This window comes from Qaidamihabitans albus, from assembly GCF_016464705.1.
GTDB classification, from domain to species: Bacteria; Actinomycetota; Actinomycetes; order Mycobacteriales; family Pseudonocardiaceae; genus Qaidamihabitans; species Qaidamihabitans albus.
The window spans coordinates 347751-365082 of the sequence record NZ_JAEHOB010000004.1 but is presented as its reverse complement, the minus strand read 5'-3'; the positions used below and the strand labels follow the sequence as shown (position 1 = coordinate 365082).

Sequence of the window (17332 nt, the reverse complement as noted above, 5' to 3'; positions counted from 1 at the left end):
GAGTTGACTCCTCTACTCCTTGATGGCGCCACCGGTGACCCCGGCGACGACGTAGCGTTGTGCGATGACGAGCAGGATCGCCGCGGGCACGGACGCCAGCACGGCCGTGGCCAGCACCGCGTTCCAGTCCGCGCTCTGGTTGCCGATGAACCGGTAGATGCCCACGGTGATCGGCTCGATGCTCCGGCCGGTCGTCAGCGTCACCGCGAACAGGAAGTCCGCCCACGCGAACAGGAACGAGAAGAGCCCTGCGGTGACCATCGCGTTGCGGCTGACCGGGACGATGATCGAGATGAACGTCCGCCAGTAGCTCGCCCCGTCGACGCGGGCGGCCTCGGAGAGCTCCCGGGGTATCGAGAGCATGAACGCCCGCACCACGAGGATCGCGAACGGGATGGTCGCGGTCGAGTCGGCGAGGATGAGCCCGACGTAGTCGTCGATCAGGGCCAGGCTGGAGAACACCGCGTACAGCGAGTTCGCCATCACGATGCCCGGGATCATCTGCACGATCAGCAGCACGAAGATGATCGTCTGCGCGCCGCGGAAACGTAGCTGCGCCAGCGCGTACGAGGCGGGCATCGCGATGAGTAGCGACACCGCGACCGTCCCGCCCGCGACAATGAGGCTGTCCAGCAGTGGACCGCCCTGTGTGGACAGTGCCTTCTCGTATCCCGCCAGCGTCCCGTCCACCGGCAGCCAGTCCGGCTCGGGTTTGAGCAGCGAACCGCTCGGCTGCAACGACGCGTTGATCATCCAGTAGAACGGGAAGAGCAGCACCGCCACGATGACCACCCCGGCCGCCGTGCGGATCCACTGCCCGGTCCGTGTCGTGCACGTCATGATCCGCCCTCCGCGAGCGAGGAACGTGCCGAGCGCAGGTAGAGCAGCCCGAACACGGTCGCGACCAGGACCAGCAGGTTGCCCACCGCGGCGCCCTGACCGAACGCGAAGTCGCCGTCGAAGGAGAGCTGGTACGACCAGGTGGTCAGGGTCTGCGTGGCGTTCGCGGGGCCGCCTCCGGTCACCACCATGATCACGTCGAACACCTTGATCGTGTAGACGAGGCCGAGCATCAGCACCACGGCCGTTACCGGGCGCAGCAGGGGCCAGGTGACGTGCCGGAACCGCTGCCACGCGCTCGCGCCGTCCAGCGCGGCCGCCTCGTAGAGCGACTCCGGTACCGCCCGCAGCCCGCCGTGCAGGATCACCAGGTTGAACGGGATCCCGATCCAGATGTTCACGATGAGCACGGCGGGCAGCGCCCAGCCGGGGCTGGTCAGCCACGGGGTCGGCCCGTCGGCGAGGCCGAGCGCCCGCAGTGCCGCGTTGATCACGCCGTGGTCCTGGTCCATCATCCACCGCCACACCGCGCCGCTGACCACCAGCGGCAGCAGCCAAGGCAACAGCAGCAGCGAGCGCAGCAGGCCGCCGGCCGGGAAACGCTTGCTGAAGAACAGGGCCAGTGCCAGCCCGATCCCGAACTGGAACGCGATCGAGCCCACCGTGAACACCGCGGTGTTGAACACGGCCTCGCCGAAGAGCGGGTGGCGCAGCACCGCCGCGTAGTTGTCCCAGCCGATGAACGGCGCCTCGCCGGTGTAGAAGGAGCGGACCGAGTAGTCGCGCAGGCTCATCGAGAGGTTGTTCACCAGCGGGTAACCGAAGAACAGCACCACGTAGGCCAGTGCGGGCAGCAGGAAGGCCAGTGCCGCGAGCCGGTACCCGCCGCGCCGACGCCGCCGGTGTGGCGTCGGCGCGGCGGGCTCGGTCCGCTGCTGTGCCAGTACGGTCACGACCGGCCTGCCTGCTCCTGTGCGGTGCGCAGCGCCTCCTCCGGCGACTGCTGCCCGGCCAGCGCGGCCTGCAGTGCGGTGGCCAGCGCCTGGGAGACCTTCGGGTACTGCTCACCGAGCGCGGCGGTGCGCGAGCGCGCCGTCTCCACCTGGGTCACGAACGGCCGCATGGCGGGGTTGTCCTGCGCGAACCGCTCCGCCGCCTCGACCTTGGACGGGACGTAGGCGTGCGCCTCGTCCCAGGCGAGCATGTTCTCCTCGGCGAGGATGCACGAGAGCACCTTCGCCGCGGCCTCCTGCCGCTCCGGGCCGGTCGCCGGGATCGCGCCGACCTCGCCGCCTAGCGCGACGACCGGGGGCGTGCCCGGCCGCGGGCTCGGGATGGGCACCACGCCGTAGTTCAGGTCCTCCTCCTCGTCGAGCCTGGCCAGGTTCCACGAACCGTTGATCATCATCGCCGCGTTGCCCGCGACGAACTGGTCCGCGACGTCGTTCTGGTTCCAGTTGAGCACCGACTTCGACGCCGCGCCCGAGTCGACCAGTCCGGTCACGAACCGCAGTGCCGCCACCGCCTCCGGCGAGTCCACCTTGGACAGATCGGCACCGTTGCTCCAGAAGAACGGCAGGAACTGCCAGGTGCCCTCCTCGGAGGGAACGGCCGAGAACGCGAGGCCGTACTTGCCGCCTCCGGAGAGCTCGGTCGCGGCCGCGGTGAGCTCGTCCCAGGTCTGCGGCGGTTCCACCCCGGCCTCGGCCAGCAGGTCCTCGTTGTAGATGAGTGCGAGACCGTTGACGCCAGGAGCCAGCCCGTAGACCTCGTTCTCGTAGCTGCCTGCCTTGATGATGCTCTCGTAGTAGCCGTCGGTGGAGATCCCGTAGTCGGTCAGCGGGGTGAGCGCGCCGGTGCTCGCGATCTGCTGGAGTGTCGGGTTGTCGGTGAAAAGGAGATCGGGCAGCGTCCGGGAGCTGGCATCCTTGAGCACCTTCGGCAGGAGCTGGTCGGTGGGCACCGTCTGGCGGTTGATCCTGATGCCGGTCTCCTCGGCGCAGGTGTCGAGGATCTGTTGCCACGCCTGGCTTCCCTGCTGGTCCGCGTAGTAGTCGAGTTCGGCGATCTCGCCGGCGGGCTCCCCCGAGGATCCCGTGCCGCTCGGGCCGCAGGCCGCGGCCACCAGCATCGCGCTTGCCGCGACGCCGCCGATCACGAGGTGTCGAGCCACTCTGCTCATGGTGTCTGCTCCTTCGGGCTGCCTTCGAGACTGTCGAAGCGCTTCGATTCCATTCGGTTGTACTGGCGACGCGGATGCCGGTGCATCCGCGCTCAGCGTCGTGGTGCCGTGCTGTGTCCCTGGTTGAGTCGCGGCGAGAGCAGCCGCACCTCGGGGGCGGCCGCCCCGTCGAGTTGCCGGATCACCATCTCCACCGCGAGCCTGCCGACGTCGTTGGAAGGGATGGCCACGGTGGTCAGCGGCACCGAGAAGCTCACCGCCATGTCCTCGGGGCACACCGCGACCACGGAGATGTCGTCCGGTACCCGGCGTCCGCGTCGCTGCAGCTCGGACAGCACGGTGCCGAGCACCGCCTCGTTGTGCACCACGAGGCCGGTGGTCTCCGGCTGGTCGGCGAAGACCTTGTCGACGCACTCGCGGACGGCCTCGTACGACGGCGCGCAGGAGTGCGCGCAGGCGTGCAGGGCGCGTTCGTGTGCGGTACCGGTGAAGCCGCGCAGGAACCGCCCGGCGAAGCTGGTTCCGCGCTCGTAGACGGTCGGTGACGGGCCGATCAGCGCGACCTGCTCGTGCCCGAGGTCGGCGAGGTGGTCGACGCACCGCGCGGCGGCCGCGTGGAAGTCCAGGTCCACACAGGACAGTTCGGCCGGATCGTCGGGCACGCCGATCAGCACCACCGGCCGCAGCAGTGACTGCAGCACGGGGATGCGCGGCTCCTCGGCCTCGACGTCCATCACCAGGATGGCGTCGGCGATCGCGGAAGCCGCCACCCGGCGGAGGCCGTCCGGCCCCTCGTCGTTGGTCAGCAGCAGCACGTCGTGGTCGTACTCGCGGGCCGCGGTGACCACCGAGGTGACGAACCGCATCACCACCGGCACGTGGATGTCCGTGCGCAACGGCACCACGAGCGCGAGCACGTTGGTGCGGCTGCTCGCCAGCGCGCGGGCGCCGGCGTGCGGGTGGTAGCCGAGCCTGCGGATGCTGCTCTCCACGCGGCGCCGAGTGTCGGCCGAGATCGAGCGCTTCCCCGACAGGACGTAGGAAACCGTGCTCGCGGACACGCCCGCGTCGCGGGCCACGTCGGCGATGGTCACCATTTCGGTCCTCTCGGCGCCGCGATCATCGAAGCGCATCGACATGCTTGGAGTTGTCGAGGCTAGGTGACATCGCCGTACGACACAAGACCGGTTGCCTGCTTTTCCGGATATGCCGTAACAAGCTGTTGACCTGCATGACGCGCCGGTGCCATAGTCCGTTCACCGCTTTCCGCCGCACGACGCACTTCCCCGCATCGTGTCGAAACGCTTCGACACTTCTCTCCGGAGGTGGCTTTGCCCATGCGTCCCGTCCCGGCCCACCAGTCCTTCCCGGTTCCGGAACTGTCCCGCCGCCGTGTGCTCGCGATCGCCGCGGGCGCCGCCGTGGCCCCGATGCTCGTCGGCGGGCTGCCGGCCACGAGCGCCGCCGAGCCCGCGTCGGGCTTCCCGTTCGGCGATCCGAGCCTGCCGTTGCCCGCCAGGGTCGAGGACCTGCTGCGCAGGCTCACCCTGGACGAGAAGGTCGCGCTGCTGCACCAGTACCAGCCGGCCATCCCACGGCTGGGCGTGCCCGCGTTCAAGACCGGGACCGAGGCGCTGCACGGCGTGGCGTGGTCGACCGACCGCAACGCCGCTGGCGCGGTGGTGACCGCGACGTCGACCGTGTTCCCGCAGTCGGTCGGGCTGGCCAGCACGTGGGATCCGGAGCTGGTCGAGCGGGTCGGCACCGCCGTCGGCGTGGAGGCGCGCGGGTTCAACGCGGAGAACCCGGAGCTGTGGGGCCTGCAACTGTGGGCGCCGGTGGTGAACCTGCTGCGCGATCCGCGCTGGGGCCGTAACGAGGAGGGCTACTCCGAGGACCCGTACCTCACCGGCGTCATCTCCACCGCCTACGGCCACGGCATCCAGGGCGAGGACCCCGACCACCTCAGGGCCGCGCCGGTGCTGAAGCACTACCTGGCCAACAACAACGAGGTCGACCGCGTCACCACGTCATCGGTGCTGCCGCCCCGGGTGAAGCACGAGTACTACCAGGCGGCGTTCCGGCCGGCCATCTCGGCGGACGCGGCGACCGGGGTCATGTCGGCCTACAACCTGGTCAACGGCCGGCCGATGAGCGCGCACCACGACCACAACGACGTCCTGCGCGGCTGGACCGAGCGCACCCTGTTCAACGTCACCGACGCGGGCGGCCCGAACAACCTCGTCGGCGGCCAGGACTACTACGCCACGCTGGCGGAGGCCGACGCCGCCACGCTCAAGGCCGGGCTGGACAGCTTCACCGTCGACGACACGAACTCCGCCAGGACCATCGAGGCCGTCCGGGCCGCGCTGGCCGGGGACCTGCTCGAAGAGTCCGATGTGGACAACGCGGTCCGGCACATTCTCAGCGTCCGCTTCCGGCTCGGTGAGTTCGACCCGGACGGCGGCCCCTACGGCGGGATCGGCAAGGACGTCGTCGACAGCCCGGAGCATCGCGCGCTGAACCGGGAGGCCGCGACCCGGGCCATCGTGCTGCTGAAGAACGACGGCACGCTGCCGCTGGACACGGCGAGCACCAGGCGCGTCGCGGTGATCGGCCCGCTCGCCGACACCCTCTACACCGACTGGTACTCCGGTGCGCTGCCGTACCGGGTGACGCCGCTGAGCGGGATCACCGAACGGCTCGGGAACGGGGCAGCGGTGACGTTCAGCGAGGGCGTCGACCGGATCGCGCTGCGGACGGCGGACGGCCGCTACGTGACCGCGGGCCCCGGTGGCGCCCCGCTCGCCGCCACCGGCACGGAGGCGGGCGAGGCAGCGGGCTTCGACGTGTTCGACTGGGGCGAGGGCATCGTCACCCTGCGTGCCGTGGCGAACGGCAAGTACGTCTCGTTCGGCCCGGACCGCACGCTGGTGGACACGGCCGACCAGCCGCACGGCTGGTTCGTCCAGCAACAGTTCAAGCTGGTGGCGGTCGGCGGCGGGCACGTACTCGAGTACGCGGGCAACGAGACCGACGACTCGTGGTTCGGTGAGCAGAGGTACGTGGCGGTGGGCGCCGACGGCGTCCTGACGGTGACCGCCGCCGAGCCGGCGCAGGCCACGACGTTCACCAGGGAGGTGCTGCGCAGCGGGATCGAGGAGGGGGTGCGGGCAGCACGGGACGCCGACGCCGCGGTGGTCGTGGTGGGCAGCATGCCGTTCATCAACGGCCGCGAGGACGACGACCGGCACGGCATGAGCCTGGCGGCGGGGCAGCAGGCCCTGCTCGAAGCCGTGCACGGGGCGAATCCGAGGACCGTCCTCGTGCTGGAGAACAGCTACCCGACCACGATCAACTGGGCGCAGGACAACGTGCCCGCGATCCTGTGGACCACGCACGCGGGCGCGGAGACCGGCAACGCGGTCGCCGACGTGCTCCTCGGTGCCGCCAACCCCAGCGGGCGGCTCACGCAGACCTGGTACCGCTCGGCCGACGACCTGCCCGGCATCCTCGACTACGACATCATCAAGTTCGCCCGCACCTACCAGTACTTCGACGGCGCCCCGCTCTACCCGTTCGGGCACGGGCTCTCCTACACCACGTTCCGCTACGGCGACCTGCGGCTGAGCAGGCCGGTCGTGCACGCGCACGGGGAAACCGTGGTGAGCGTCGACATCACCAACACCGGGCGGCGCGCGGGCGCGGAGGTCGTGCAGCTCTACACCCATCAGCGCACGTCGCGGGACCCGCAGCCGAGGCTGCGGCTGCGCGGCTTCCGGCGCGTGCAACTCGAACCGGGCGAGACGAAGACCGTCCAGCTGCCGCTGCGGGCGGCCGACCTCACGCACTGGGACGTCACGCGCGGCAGGTGGGTGGTGGAGTCGGCCGCGCACGACCTGCTGGCCGGCTCTTCGGCGGGCGACATCCGGGCGCGGCGCGGCCTGCGGGTTCTCGGTGAGGTCATCCCGCCGCGGAACCTGTTCCGGGAGACCGAGGCGGAGAACTTCGACGACTACGCCCGCGTCACGCTGACCGACCGGAGCAAGGAGCGGGGCACCTCGGTGGCCGCACGCGAGGCCGGCGGCTGGATCCGGTTCCGCGACGCCGACCTCCGGCGCGGCGCAGGCGGGGTCACCGCGCTCGTGGCGAAGGAGTCGCCCGGCGAGTCCACCATCACCGTCCGGCTCGGTGACCCCGCCACGGGCCGGGTGCTTGGCAGGCTCACCGTGCCCAGCACCGGTGACCGGTACCGGTACACGACCGTCCGGGCGGCGCTCACCGGGGCACGCGGCAGGCAGGACGTGTACCTGGTCTTCGACGGCCCGGTCGATCTGGCGACCTTCCGTTTCCGGTCGTGAGCCTTCGTCAGTCGGGCAGCAGCGGCACCGAGGGACCTTCGTCGCGGCGGAGGAGGGTCGCGCGGGTGATGGCCGCCGAGCCGAACCGGTGCTTGACGTCGTCGAGTGCCGAGTCCAGGGCACCGGCCTCCCGGCCGTCGAACGGCAGGGTGAGCTGAACGGCGCCGTCGTCGTCCAGGTTGGACAGTGCGACGCCGATGAGCGTGAGCCCCTCGCTCGCGATCATCGGCGCCGCGGCGGCCAGCAGGCCGCGTGCGGTGTCGAGGACGGTCTCGGTGTGCGCGGTCGGGTCGGCCAGGGTGTGCGACCGCGTCGCGCGCGCGAAGTCGGCGAAGCGCAGCCGCAGTGTCACCGTGCGGCAGACCCGCCCGGCCGCGCGCAGCCTGCGGGTGAGGCGATCGACCAGCGCGGTGAGGATCGCGTCCAGCTCGGCGGGTGATCTCCGCCTGCGGCCGAGGGCGCGCTGTGCCCCCATCGAGCGCCGCCTGCGGCCGACCCGGATCGGCCGGGGGTCGTGGTTGTGCGCCAGCGCGTGCAGGTGCCGGCCCGACGCACGGCCGAGCATCGAGACGAGCACCGGTTCGCCGAGTCCGGCCACCTGGCCGACCGTGGTGATGCCACGTGCCCGCAGCTTGCCCGCCGTGACCCGCCCAACGCCCCAGAGGCGCTCCACGGGCAGCGGGTGCAGGAAGTCGAGTTCGCCGTCGTGCGGCACCACGAGGAGGCCGTCGGGCTTGGCCACGCCGCTGGCCACCTTGGCGAGGAACTTGGTCCTGGCCACGCCGACCGTGATCGGCAGGCCGACCTGCTCGGCCACCTGCTGCCGCAGCCGCGCGGCGATGCGGGAGGGCGACCCGGCGATCCGCGCGAGGCCGCCGACGTCGAGGAAAGCCTCGTCGATCGAGATTCCCTCCACCAGCGGTGTCGTCTGCCGGAACACCTCGAACACGGCCTTGCTCGCCGCGGAGTAGGCCGACATCCGGGGTGGCACCACGATCGCCTGCGGGCACAGCCGCCGCGCCAGCCCGCCGCCCATCGCCGTGCGCACACCACAGGCCTTGGCCTCGTAGCTGGCGGCCAGTACGACGCCGCCTCCGACGATCACCGGCCGCGAGCGCAGCCGCGGGTCGTCCCGCTGCTCGACCGCCGCGTAGAACGCGTCAAGGTCGGCATGCAGGATCGGTCCCTCACTCGGCACGAACACATGTTCGCATCCACCACCGACACTGGTGACGCAGGTCACAGTGGTTGCCGTGAGCCGACGTCGAGGAACGCGCCGCGGCTCCGATCTGGCGGCGAAGGACCAACCGAACAGAACGGAGAAGGTGATGAGCACGATCACCACGTTCCTGTGGTTCGACGACCAGGCCGAGGAGGCCGCGAAGTACTACACCTCGGTCATCGGCAACTCGCGGATCACCGACGTCAGCCGTGGTCCCGACGGCTCGGTGATGGTCGTCGGCTTCGAGCTCGACGGCCAGCGGTTCGCCGCGCTGAACGGTGGGCCACGGCACGTGCTCACCGAGGCCGTCTCGATCCAGGTGAGCCCCGAGACGCAGGCGGAGGTCGACGAGCTGTGGGCGAAGCTCTCCGACGGAGGCGAGGAGGGCCCTTGCGGCTGGCTCAAGGACAGGTACGGGCTGTCCTGGCAGGTCATTCCCACCGCGCTCACCGAGCTGCTGACCGGTTCCGACTCGGTGAAGGCCAGGCGCGTGGCGGAGGCGATGTTCGGGATGAAGAAGATCGACATCCAGGGCCTGCGGGAGGCCCACGCGCAGGCCTGAGCCCGCCCACCCTCGTGAGTGCGCACGCGAGTTCTAACTCGCGTGCGCACTCACGAGGGTGGGCGGGCAGGCCCCGGCCAGCGCGATCGTGGCGACGGCCGCCGCGGCGAGGCCGAGGCCGGTCGCCTGGCTCGCGGTGACCCGTTCGCGCAGCACGGTGAGTCCCAGCACGACGGGGATCACGGGATAGAGCGCGGTCAGCACGACGGCGATGGCGAGCAGTTGCTGTTGCGTCGCGAAGGTGTAGAGCACGATCGCCAGCGTGCCGAGGGCGCCGGTGCCTGCCGCCGCGAGCAGGAAACGCCCGCCCATCCGGAGCCCTGCGCCTGCCGTCACGGCGAGCGGCACGATGGTGAGGACCGCGGCGAGCCTGCTGGCGACCAGCGGCCAGAGCCCGGCCGCCGGGTCGACGCGGGCCAGTGCGATGAACTGCAGTGCGAACCCGGCACCGGCGATCAGCCCGTTCGCGCTTCCCGTCGCCGTCCGGCCGCCTTCCGTACGGTCGCGCCGGGCGCGGGTGACCAGCCAGAGGGCCGGTGGTGCGATGGCGATGCCGAGCCAGGCCGTCGGCGAGGGACGTTCGCCGAGGAGGACGACGCCGACGAGGACGGGAAGGACGACGGCGCCGACATCGCTGAGCGGGACGACGATGCTGAGCCTGCCGGTGCTCACTCCCCGATAGAGGAACGTGACGCCGACACCGGTGCCGATCCCGGACAACGCGCCCCAGCCGAGTGCGGCCGCACCGACCGACGAGGCGGGGACCAGGAACGCGGCGGCCAGCACCAGCGCGGTGCCGCCGAGTTGCGCATGGAGGGCCAGCGCCGTGCTGTCCACCCGGCGGGCCAGCAGCGCGCTGAGGAAATGGGTCGCACCGAAGAACACCGCCGAGGCGAGCGCGAGCGTCTCACCCATCCGCGGCACCACCGATGCGGCGTACCCGGTCGCGGTCGGCCTGGCCGACCGGGCAGGACGCGCCGGCGTCGACACAGGCGGCGCGGTCGCAGAGCCGGCAGATGTGCTCGGCGCTGCCGATCTCGCCGTGGACCCGGGTGAGCAGTTTGCCCAGCAGTGCGGCGAGCGCCTTCCGGTCGGCGGCGGACAGGCCGTCGACGACGGCCGCGAGTGGCCCGCCGCGAGCGGCGAGCAGTTGCCGCGTGACGCGGCGGCCGTCAGCCGTCGGGTGTACGGAGACCTCCCGCCCGCGCGCCGACCGGCGCTCGACGAGTCCGCGTTGTTCGAGCGAGTCCACCATGCGGGCCGCGGCCGACTGGCTCAGCCCCACCCGTCGGCCGAGTTCGGTGACACCGAGACCGCGCTCGTGGTCGAGGACCACGAGCGCGGCCGCACCGCTGCCACTGGTTCCCGCAACCGAGGTGGCCTCCGCGAGCATCAGGTCGGTGAGCGCGAGCGCCGTCGCTCCGAGCAGATTGGCGAGCCGTGGGTCATGCATGACTCATGCATAACCGATGGCGACGTTTGCCTCAACCCGAACGGCCGCACCCGCCCGCCCGACCCTCGTGAGTGCGCATGCGAGTTCTAACTCGTGGCAACACTCACGAGGGGTGGGCGCGCGGTGGTAGGAAGGGGCGATGATCAGCGACGCCGACCAGCACGAACGACCTGACGGTCCCTTCACCGACCTCGATGCCTACGCCGACCTGCCCCGGCTCGGCGGGCTGTGGCTGTCGCCGGACGGTGGCCGGCTCGTCGTGGGCGTCGCGCTGCCCGACCGCGAGAAGAACCGCTTCACCACGGCCCTGTGGGAGGTCGATCCCCAGGCGGGCCGGCAGGCGCGGCGGCTGACCCGCAGCGCGGAGGGCGAGTCGGCGGCCGCCTTCACCCCCTCCGGCGACCTGCTGTTCGTCTCGGCGCGACCGGAGCCCGGGGGCACGGCCGAGAGGACTTCCGCGCTCTGGGTGCAGCCCGCAGGCGGCGGCGACGCCCGGGTGCTGGCGGCTCCGCCGGGTGGCGTGCGCGGTGTCGCCGTCAGCGCCGCCGGGACGGCCGTGTTCGGCTCGGCGATGATGCCCTCGGCCACCGGCCCGGCGAGTGACGGCGAGATCCGCGCCGCCCGCAAGGACGCCGGGGTCTCCGCGATCCTGCACGACGACTACCCGATCCGCTACTGGGACCGTGACCTCGGTCCGGACCGGACCCGGCTGCTGGTCACCGAGGTCAGCGGGTTCGCCGAGGACGCCCGGCCGGAGCCGCGGGACATCACCGGCCACGTCGGCGGCGCGCTCGACGAGGAGTGCACCTGGGACATCACGCCGGACGGGCGCACCGTGGTCGCCGCGTGGACGGTCCCCGAACCGGCCGGGTCGCGGCGGTACACCGTGGTGGCGATCGACGTGGCGACCGGCGAGCGCCGCACTCTCGCCGACGACCCGGACCACGAGTACGACTCACCGCGCGTCTCACCCGACGGAACACACGTCGCACTCGCCGTGCGCGAGAAGTCCACCCCGGAGCGGCCAGGCGACCGCTGGCTGGGCTTCGTACCGGTCACCGGTGGCGAGCTGCGGCCGCTGGCCACGGCCTGGGACCGCTGGCCGCGCTCCGCCGAGTGGACGCCGGACGGCACGGCCCTGGTCGTGGTCGCGGACGACCACGGCCGGGCGCCGCTCTGGCGCGTCGACATCACCACCGGGCAGCCCACCAGGCTGACCCGCGACGACGGCGCCTACACCGACATCCGGATCTCGCCGGACGGCCGCTGGGTGTACGCGCTGCGCTCGGCCGTCGACAGCCCGCCCGCCCCTGTCCGGGTCGCCCTGGACGGGACGGCCGGGGCCGAGCCCCTGCCCGGCCCTGCGGAGGCGCTCGGCGCGGAGGCCCGGCTACCGGGGCGGCTGACCGAGGTCAGCGCCACCGCCGAGGACGGCACCCCGCTGCGCGCCTGGCTCGCGCTGCCGCACGGCGCCGGTGCCGACGCGCCCGCGCCCCTGCTGCTGTGGATCCACGGCGGCCCCGTGATGTCGGCGAACGTCTGGTCGTGGCGCTGGAACCCGTGGCTGCTGGTGTCGCAGGGCTACGCCGTTCTGCAGCCCGATCCCGCCCTGTCCACCGGCTACGGCATCGACTTCGTCCGGCGCGGCTGGAACGCGTGGGGCGGCGCGCCCTACACCGACCTGATGTCGGTCACCGAAGCCGCGCGGGAACGCACCGACATCGACGGGGACCGCATCGCCGCGATGGGCGGCTCCTTCGGCGGCTACATGGCCAACTGGATCGCCGGGCAGACCGACCGGTTCGCGGCGATCGTCACACATGCCTCCATCTGGGCACTGGACCAGATGACCCCGACCACCGACCTGGCCTACGACCTGCGCCGGGAGCTGAGCCCGGAGGCGGCCGACGCCCACTCGCCGCACGGCTTCGCCGGCGCCATCACCACGCCGATGCTGGTCATCCACGGCGACAAGGACTACCGGGTGCCGATCGGCGAGGCCCTGCGGTTGTGGTGGGACCTCAGGTCCCGCTCGAAGGCGGCGGAAGGGTCGAGCCCGCACAAGTTCCTGTACTTCCCCGACGAGAACCACTGGATCCTGACGCCGAACCACGCCAGGGTCTGGTACTCCACGGTTCGCGCCTTCCTCGCCCAGCACGTCCGCGGCGAGGACTGGCGCCGGCCGGCCCTGCTCGGCTGACGATGCCCGGTCGCCGGTCCCGCCCGCGCACGGACCGTTTACCGTGGAGGGTGCGACAGGGGGTGGAGGTAACCATGGACGAGCAGGGCCAGACGTATCCCGACCTGGACCGGGTGGCGCGTGAGGCGCACGAGGCCATCGCGAAGCTGCACGAACAGAGCAGGGCGGAACTGCGGGCGAAGCTGCCCGCCGACGAGGCGGAACCGGACTCCGGACAGGCCGAGTGAAGATCGACAACAGTCCCGCGCGTGGTACCCGTGACCTGCTTCCGGCAGCTGTCGCGACCCGTGACCACGTGCTCGGCCTCATCGAGGGCGTGTACCGGCGGTTCGGCTACCAGCGCATCGAGACGCCCGCGCTGGAGCGGATCGAGCGGCTGACCGGCGGCCAGGGCGGGGAGAACGAGAAACTCCTCTTCAAGGTCCTGCGCCGGGGACTCGGTGAGCAGGTCGCGGCCGACACCGATCTGGCGGACCTGGTGGACCTCGGGCTGCGTTTCGACCTCACCGTTCCGCTGACCCGCTTCTACAGCCAGTACCGGGCGGAGCTGCCGCAGCCCTTCCGCTCGTTCCAGTTCGGCCCGGTGTGGCGGGCCGAACGGCCGCAGAAGGGCCGGTACCGGCAGTTCTACCAGTGCGACATCGACCTGGTCGGCGAGGCGAGCGTGCTTGCCGAGGCCGAACTGATCGAGGCGACCACCGAGGCGCTGGCCGCGGTCGGCCTGACCGGCGCCACGGTGCGCCTGTCCGATCGCCGGTTCCTGGCCGCGCTGGCCGCGGACTCCGGAGTACCGGAGGGCGCGCGGCCGGGCTTCTTCGTGACCGTGGACAAGCTCGACAAGATCGGCTGGGACGGGGTGACCGCCGAGCTGGTGAACGACCGGGGACTGCCCGCCGAGGTGGTGCGCACGGCTCGGGACAAGATCGAGGCGCTGGCCGACCTGCCCGCGGACAAGGTGGCCGACATGCTCGCCGAGGTGGTCCCGGGCCTGCCGGATGCGGTAGCCACCGATCTGGCCACCACGGCCGCCTGCCTCGGCGACCTGCCCGCAGACCGGTTGCGCTGGACCTTCGATCCCACGCTGGTACGCGGCATGGGTTACTACACCGGGCAGATCTTCGAGGTCAGCCACCCCGACGCGGCCGGGTCCGTGGCAGGTGGTGGCCGCTACGACGAGCTGATCGGCCGCTCGCTCGGCACGGACGTGCCCGCCTGCGGTTTCTCCATCGGCTTCGAGCGCATCGTCGACCTGGTGGCCGCCGCGCCCGCCCCGGAGCGGATCGCCGTCCTCTACGACGCGGACGTTCCGGTGGAGCAGGCACTGGCCGCCGCGCGGCGGCTGCGCGAGCAGGACGTCGTGGTGTCGGCGATCCGCCGCAGCGGAAAGCTGCCCGCCCAGCTCGGACGGTTGGAAGGTTGGGGCTTCACCGCGTTCCTGCCGCTCGCGGTGGATCAGGACCCGGCCAGGCTGCCGCCCCCGCGGCCACTGAACGCCAGGCCGGCCTGAGCTCGCAGGGTGCCGCCCGACTCGAGCGGCACCCTGCGACGGCTCAGTACCGGTGTGCGGTCACCGCGCCGGTCGTCGAGTTCCAGACGATGTAACCGCCCTGGAAGTTGCTCCTGCGCCCGACCGGAACCGAGAACTCATCGCTCGTCGGGTAGCCCAGGTAGGACCGTTCCCAGCCGAGCTGTGCCCACTTGCTTTTGATATTGCCGCGGATTTCGGGTGCTCCGGTGGAGGACGTGTAGTAGATGGAGCCGTTGTCGCCGCTGAAGTGGTTGGAGCGGCCGATGCCGTCGGGGGTGGGGCGTTCGTCGGTGCGGGGGTAGCCGAGTGGGCTGCGTTCCCAGCCGAGTTCGGCCCATTTGCGTTTGATGCTGCCGCGGATTTCGTGTGCTCCGGTGGAGGACGTGTAGTAGATGGAGCCGTTGTCGCCGCTGAAGTGGTTGGAGCGGCCGATGCCGTCGGGGGTGGGGCGTTCGTCGGTGCGTGGGTAGCCGAGTGGGCTGCGTTCCCAGCCGAGTTCGGCCCATTTGCGTTTGATGCTGCCGCGGATTTCGTGTGCTCCGGTGGAGGACGTGTAGTAGATGGAGCCGTTTTCGCCGCTGAAGTGGTTGTAGCGGCCGATGCCGTCGGGGGTGGGGCGCTCGTCCGTGATCGGGTAACCGAGATGGCCCGCCTCGAGACCGTACTTCGCCCACGTCCTGCGGATGGCGCCCTCGACGATGTGCGCACCGGTGTCGGCGGACCAGGAGATCGACCTGGTGCCCGAGGTGAACGTCGTCCGGAGACCGCCGTTCGCGACCTCCCGCTCCAGCCCGTACACACCCCCGAGCCGCCCGGAGTCGGCACCGGTGTCCTGCCAACGCTGGTAGACCGGGCTCGATGTCCAGTCGCCCATCAGCTCGGCCACGCGCTGCCGGATGAACGGCAGCTTCGGGTAACCGAGCTCGCCGGGGCATTCGGTGGCGCGCACGTCGCGATGCGCGAAGATCGTGGGCAGGGTGACCGTGGTGCCCTCGGGATACTTCGAGACTCCACCACCGGAGACCAGCTCGACCGTCCCCTCCGGATCGCGGTAGCTGCGGGAGAGCTTCCAGGCCACGAACTGCGACACGGCCTCGAGTTGCGCGTCACTGGGCGCGATGTCGGTGAAGTCGCCGAGCATGGATACGCCGGTGGTGTACTTGTTGAAGCCGCCGGCGTGCGCGCCCCAGACCGGCAGGTCGAGGCCGCCGTAACGGCCCTCGAAGATCTGGCCGTACCTGTCGACCACCACGTTGTAGCCGATGTCGCACCAACCGAGTGTCTGCGCGTGATAGGCGTAGATGCCCCGGACGACCCGGGCGGCGTCGGCCGCCGTGTAGTCGTTGGTATTGGGGCCGGTGTGGTGGATGGTCGCCGCTTTGACCGTGCCGCTGTACTCGGCTCCGATTCCTTGCTGCTGGTAGCAGTCGGTGCGGACCGACTCGTCGGCACCCCAGCCGGCGCGGCTGATCACCGGCGGCCGTGTCGTCGTGATCCCGGCCTTGGGCTCGATCGCGTCGCCGGTGCTCGTGCCCGGATCGATCAGTACCGCCGAGAGGGTGCGGACGTTGGCCGGCACGCCGTTGCGCTCGGCACGCACGCGCAGGACGGTCGAGTCATCGAGCCAGACGGGCTCGCTTCCGTTGGTGCGGCCTGCCTTGCCTGCGTCGAGGCCGCCGACGGGGTCGAGCTGGGCCCACTCGGTCCAGCTGCCGTCGAGCCGCTGCGCCTGCACCTCCAGCACGTCCGGTGCCGCGCCGTTCCACGTCAGCGCCGCCATCGCGAACGGCTCGTCGCGCCGGATCTCGAGGATCCTGTCCGCCTTCGCCTTGCTCGCCGCCGCGGCCAGCGGGACGGTGGCGATGTCCGGTGCGACCGCCGCGGGTCCGTCCGGTGGTGGAGCCGCGTTCGACACCACGGGAACCAGCCCCAGTGGTAGCGCGATGACAGCGGCGGTGACGAATCTCGGGCGCACACAACCCCCAGGTCGTTGAGAGAGAGGAACACAGCAGAACGGCCGCTCGCGCGGCCGCGGAGAGACTAGCCCGCACGGAGCCGGTGCACCTCGATCGCGTTCGGACCGCTACCAAGTTGTTGCGTGCAGCCAAAACCGGTGATCCTCGTGTGGTGACGTTGCTCCGTTCGGCGGTATTCAACCGGTCGGGGCACCGCTTCGGATCAGCAGCACGACGTCGATGACGGCGACCAGCAGCACGGCACGAAACGCCGCGCGGGAGTGCGGCCGCCGGTTCCGGAACAGCCCGATGCCGAGGATCAGCGCCGCGGCCGGCACCGCCATCAGGCCCGCCGCCGACGGGGCGCCGGGCGGGCCGAGAACCAGCAGCACCGAGGCGACCAGCACCAGAGCGGCGCTCAGCAGGCGGCTCGCGCCGGCACCCAGTCGATGCGGCAGTCCACGGACACCGGTCGCGGCATCGTCGGCCAGGTCGGGCAGCACGTTCACGAAATGCGCGGCGGCGCCCAGCGACGCGGCGGCGCCCACCAGCCAGGCCGGCGGCAGCGGCTGGCCGGGCAGTCCCAGCGTCACGAAGGCCGGTAACAGTCCGAAGGAGACGGAGTAGGGCAGTACGGAGAAGGCGGTGGCCTTCACTCCGAGGTCGTAGGCCCATGCCGAGGTCAGCGCGGCCACGTGCGCCACGGTGGCGAGCGGGCCGGACGGCAGCGAGAAGCCGATCGCGACGGCCGCGGCGGCGAACACGGCGGTGCGCACGGTCGCGGGCGAGACCTCGCCTGCTGCCACCGGCTTGCCCGCCCGCCCCACCTCGGCATCGCGGGGTGCGTCCACCAGGTCGTTGAGCCAGCCGACGGACAACTGCCCGGCGAGTACGGCCACGGCGACGGTCAGCACGCCCACCGCCGTGCGCCCGGCGCTGACGGCGAGCCCGGTGGCGACCGCCGTGACCGCCAGTGAAGGCGCCGGGTGGCATGCCCGGGCCAACGCCGGCACTGCCCGAAGGAGATGC

At 71.4% G+C, this 17332-nt stretch carries 14 protein-coding genes; 5 read left to right on the top strand and 9 right to left on the bottom strand.

The features are described 5' to 3' along the window. Positions 1-12 precede the first annotated feature (12 nt). From JAP66_RS10720 to JAP66_RS10705, 4 genes are all read right to left on the bottom strand, one after another. Positions 13-840 (bottom strand): carbohydrate ABC transporter permease, encoded by an 828-nt coding sequence (locus JAP66_RS10720; protein WP_199431484.1) that lies wholly within the window; start codon positions 838-840, stop codon positions 13-15. After that, positions 837-1793: a carbohydrate ABC transporter permease gene (locus JAP66_RS10715; RefSeq protein ID WP_307849514.1), complete on the bottom strand. Its 957-nt coding sequence runs from the start codon at positions 1791-1793 to the stop codon at positions 837-839. Before JAP66_RS10715 ends, JAP66_RS10720 begins: the two co-directional genes overlap by 4 nt. Next, a complete protein-coding gene (locus JAP66_RS10710; RefSeq protein ID WP_199431483.1) occupies positions 1790-3022 on the bottom strand; it encodes a sugar ABC transporter substrate-binding protein in 1233 nt (410 codons plus the stop codon). The genes JAP66_RS10715 and JAP66_RS10710 overlap by 4 nt, the downstream gene beginning before the upstream one ends. A 92-nt stretch (positions 3023-3114) precedes the next feature. After that, a complete protein-coding gene (locus tag JAP66_RS10705; RefSeq protein ID WP_199431633.1) occupies positions 3115-4119 on the bottom strand; it encodes a LacI family DNA-binding transcriptional regulator in 1005 nt (334 codons plus the stop codon). 240 nt (positions 4120-4359) lie between these two features. Between JAP66_RS10705 and JAP66_RS10700 the strand changes: the two genes are divergently transcribed. Then, positions 4360-7383: a glycoside hydrolase family 3 protein gene (locus JAP66_RS10700; RefSeq protein ID WP_199431482.1), complete on the top strand. Its 3024-nt coding sequence runs from the start codon at positions 4360-4362 to the stop codon at positions 7381-7383. 7 nt (positions 7384-7390) lie between these two features. Here the strand turns inward: JAP66_RS10700 and dinB are convergent, their stop codons facing one another. Next, a complete protein-coding gene (gene dinB, locus JAP66_RS10695) occupies positions 7391-8581 on the bottom strand; it encodes a DNA polymerase IV (RefSeq protein ID WP_199431481.1) in 1191 nt (396 codons plus the stop codon). A 130-nt stretch (positions 8582-8711) separates the two neighbouring features. Here dinB and JAP66_RS10690 point away from each other — a divergent pair, with 130 nt between their 5' ends. Beyond that, a complete protein-coding gene (locus JAP66_RS10690) occupies positions 8712-9167 on the top strand; it encodes a VOC family protein (RefSeq protein ID WP_199431480.1) in 456 nt (151 codons plus the stop codon). Between the two features lie 33 nt (positions 9168-9200). Here JAP66_RS10690 and JAP66_RS10685 read toward each other — a convergent pair whose 3' ends face one another. Then, a complete protein-coding gene (locus tag JAP66_RS10685; RefSeq protein ID WP_199431479.1) occupies positions 9201-10082 on the bottom strand; it encodes an EamA family transporter in 882 nt (293 codons plus the stop codon). After that, complete coding sequence (locus JAP66_RS10680) at positions 10075-10620, bottom strand: MarR family transcriptional regulator (protein WP_199431478.1); 546 nt, start codon at positions 10618-10620, stop codon at positions 10075-10077. The genes JAP66_RS10685 and JAP66_RS10680 overlap by 8 nt, the downstream gene beginning before the upstream one ends. Before the next feature lie 139 nt (positions 10621-10759). Between JAP66_RS10680 and JAP66_RS10675 the strand changes: the two genes are divergently transcribed. The 3 genes from JAP66_RS10675 to hisS all read left to right on the top strand — a co-directional run bounded on the left by JAP66_RS10675 (position 10760) and on the right by hisS (position 14327). Continuing rightward, positions 10760-12820 carry a S9 family peptidase gene (locus JAP66_RS10675; RefSeq protein WP_199431477.1) on the top strand — a complete coding sequence of 687 codons (2061 nt, stop codon included), beginning with the start codon at positions 10760-10762 and terminating at the stop codon, positions 12818-12820. Between the two features lie 74 nt (positions 12821-12894). Further along, positions 12895-13047: a hypothetical protein gene (locus JAP66_RS10670; protein WP_199431476.1), complete on the top strand. Its 153-nt coding sequence runs from the start codon at positions 12895-12897 to the stop codon at positions 13045-13047. Beyond that, positions 13044-14327 (top strand): histidine--tRNA ligase, encoded by a 1284-nt coding sequence (gene hisS, locus JAP66_RS10665; protein WP_199431475.1) that lies wholly within the window; start codon positions 13044-13046, stop codon positions 14325-14327. The genes JAP66_RS10670 and hisS overlap by 4 nt, the downstream gene beginning before the upstream one ends. A gap of 43 nt (positions 14328-14370) precedes the next feature. Here the strand turns inward: hisS and JAP66_RS10660 are convergent, their stop codons facing one another. Continuing rightward, positions 14371-16263 carry an N-acetylmuramoyl-L-alanine amidase gene (locus JAP66_RS10660; RefSeq protein WP_307849513.1) on the bottom strand — a complete coding sequence of 631 codons (1893 nt, stop codon included), beginning with the start codon at positions 16261-16263 and terminating at the stop codon, positions 14371-14373. 237 nt (positions 16264-16500) lie between these two features. Further along, positions 16501-17316, bottom strand: coding sequence for a UbiA family prenyltransferase (locus tag JAP66_RS10655; protein ID WP_199431474.1), 816 nt, complete (start codon positions 17314-17316; stop codon positions 16501-16503). Positions 17317-17332: the final 16 nt, after the last annotated feature.